Origin of the sequence: Serratia sp. 506_PEND, assembly GCF_001076875.1 — a bacterium.
Taxonomy (GTDB): domain Bacteria; phylum Pseudomonadota; class Gammaproteobacteria; order Enterobacterales; family Enterobacteriaceae; genus Serratia; species Serratia marcescens.
The window spans coordinates 1-2,818 of the sequence record NZ_JVEL01000136.1 but is presented as its reverse complement, the minus strand read 5'-3'; the positions used below and the strand labels follow the sequence as shown (position 1 = coordinate 2,818).

The window sequence follows — 2,818 nt, the reverse complement described above, 5'->3', positions numbered from 1 at the left end:
CCGGCAGACGTTTCCCCCACAGCTCCACTTCGGCGCCCAGTTCGACTTGCGGACAGGGCGTCAGATCCACCGCCAGCATATCCATTGATACCGTTCCCAGGGTGCGCGTCAGCACGCCGTCAACCCATACCGGCGTACCGGTCGGCGCATGACGCGGATAGCCATCGGCGTAACCGCAGGCCACCACACCGATACGCTGTGCGCCTGCGGCGCTGTAACGGCCACCGTAACCCACACGATCGCCAGACTTCAGTTGCTGAATGCCGATGATTTCACTGCTCAGCGTCATCGCCGGCTGCAGCCCCGTCGCCGCAACGTCATTCCAGCAACCGCTCGGCGAAGCGCCATAGAGAACGATCCCAGGACGGACCCAGCTGCCGTGGGTCGAAGGGTGCCACAGCGTGGCGGCCGAGTTGGCCAGGCAGCGCGGCAGCGGTATATCGGTAGCCGCCGCCTCGATGGTGGCCATTTGCCGGGTCACGCCTTCAGGGCCGTCGGCGGTGGCGAAGTGGCTCATCAGCGTAAGCTCGGCAATGTTGGCTACCGCCTGCGCCCTGCGCCACACCTCATGCAGCCGCTCGGGTGCGAACCCCAGCCGATTCATGCCACTGTTTACTTTCAGATAGACATTGAGCGGCGCGTTCAGCGTGGCGTCGGCGATCGCCGCCAGCTGCCAGTCGCTGTGCACCGCCGTCGTCAGGCGATAACGGTCGAGCAACGCCAGATCCTGCGTCTGGAAGAAGCCTTCCAACAACAGGATAGGCCCTTGCCAACCCGACTCGCGCAGCAGCACCGCTTCGGCCAGATCCAGCATGGCGAAGCCGTCGGTTTGCGCCATGCTGCGCCAAACGTGTTTGATGCCGTGGCCATAGGCGTTAGCCTTGACCACCGCCCAGACTTTGGCGCCGGGGGCGAAACGGCGCACCACCTGCAGGTTATTTTCAATCGCGCCGAGATGCATCGTGGCGGTTATGGGACGGGGCATCGCTTCTCCTTGGGGCAGCGTAAGGCGGCCACGCGCGCCTGCGCGTGGCCGGGAAAGTCTAAGACAGCGTCGACGATTAACGTGCGGGATGCACGTCGTTCAGCGGAACCGCGTGTTGCTGACGAAACCCGGCGCTGTAACGCGCCACCGCCAGGTCATCGGAAGGGATCGCCGGCGTAATGCCGGACATCAGATCGGACAACAACTGCCCGGAGCCACAGGCCATCGTCCAGCCCAACGTGCCATGCCCGGTATTGAGATACAGGTTCTTCAGCGAAGTGCGGCCGACAATTGGCGTGCCGTCCGGCGTCATCGGCCGCAGGCCGGTCCAGAACGTCGCCTCTTCCACTCGGCCGCCGTTCGGGTAGAGATCGCGCACCACCATTTCCAGCGTTTCGCGCCGTTTTTGCTCCAGCTGCGTATTGAAACCGACGATCTCCGCCATGCCGCCAACGCGAATGCGCTGGTCGAAGCGTGTGATGGCGATTTTATACGTCTCATCCAATACCGTAGAGAACGGCGCCGCCGCTTCGTCGGTGATAGGAATGGTCAACGAATAGCCCTTCAGCGGGTAAACCGGAATGGACACCAGGCCGCGCAGCAGCGCCGTGGAGTACGAGCCGAACGCCACCACATAGCTGTCGGCCTTGAACACTTCCTCGCCGCACTGCACGCCGGCGATCTTGTCGCCCTCCACCAGCAGACGATCGACGCTGCGGTTGAACAGGAAGGTGACGCCCGCCTGCTCTGCCATCTTCGCCAACTGTTGCGTAAACAGCTGGCAATCGCCGGTTTCGTCATTCGGCAACTGCAGGCCGCCGGTCAGCTTGTGCGCCACCTGCGCCAACGCCGGCTCGACGCTGCCGAGTTGGCCGGCCTCCAGCAATCTGTAAGGCACGCCGGCATCTTCCAATACCGCAATGTCTTTCGCGGCGTTTTCGAACTGTTGTTGAGTGCGGAACAGCTGCAGCGTGCCACCCTGGCGACCTTCGTACTGGATGCCGGTTTCCTGACGCAGCGCCTTGATACAATCGCGGCTGTATTCCGCCAGACGCACCATGCGGCCTTTGTTGGTCATGTAGTGTTCGGTGTTGCAGTTCTTCAACATCTGCCACATCCAGCTCAGTTGGAAGCTGCTGCCGTCGAGGCGGATGGCCAACGGCGCATGGCGCTGGAACATCCACTTGATGGCCTTCAGCGGCACGCCCGGCGCCGCCCAAGGTGCGGCATAGCCCGGTGAAATCTGCCCGGCGTTCGCCGCGCTGGTTTCCAGTGCGGGGCCTGGCTGACGATCGATCACCGTCACCTCATGCCCCGCCTTCGCCAAATACCAGGCACTGGCTACGCCCACCACTCCACTACCTAAAATTACCACTCGCATCGCTGACTCCAGCTCAAGGCTTCACAAAGCATAATCTTCTGCTTACAGGAAATTAACTCAGTGAAAAAATCCGTCCAACAACTTCGTCATCAAACGTGACAATATTCACAATTAATTTATCGTCGATGAGCCATGCATTTGCAATAGCCGTCTGAAAATAGCGATAAGATGCGGTTTAGAGGGGATTATGGCGTCATACCGCCACTGAATTGATATCAACGCTATCAATGATAGCAATCAAAAAAGGCGTGATAAGTAACATTGATTTAACAGAATATAAAAATACCAGCCAACAATTAAACAGAATAAAAATCCAATAAAATAAAAAATACCAACATAACAAACAAAGAGAGCCTCCTCCCTCCGCAGCAGAAAAATCGCGCAAAATTTCAGCTGCCGTTAACCTTGCTTTCACTACTGGAATAAAACACCCGAGCCCTTAGCCCGCCCGC

The 2,818-nt window shown here is 59.2% G+C and carries 2 protein-coding genes; both read right to left on the bottom strand.

Features of this window, described 5'->3' with window-relative positions; all coding sequences use genetic code 11:
• A partial coding sequence (gene dadX / locus ADK28_RS03705; protein WP_048794916.1) for a catabolic alanine racemase DadX occupies positions 1 to 985 on the bottom strand: 985 nt, incomplete at its 3' end.
• 76 nt (positions 986 to 1,061) lie between these two features.
• Positions 1,062 to 2,366 carry a D-amino acid dehydrogenase gene (locus tag ADK28_RS03700; protein WP_028127472.1) on the bottom strand — a complete coding sequence of 435 codons (1,305 nt, stop codon included), beginning with the start codon at positions 2,364 to 2,366 and terminating at the stop codon, positions 1,062 to 1,064.
• Between the last annotated feature and the right edge of the window lie 452 nt (positions 2,367 to 2,818).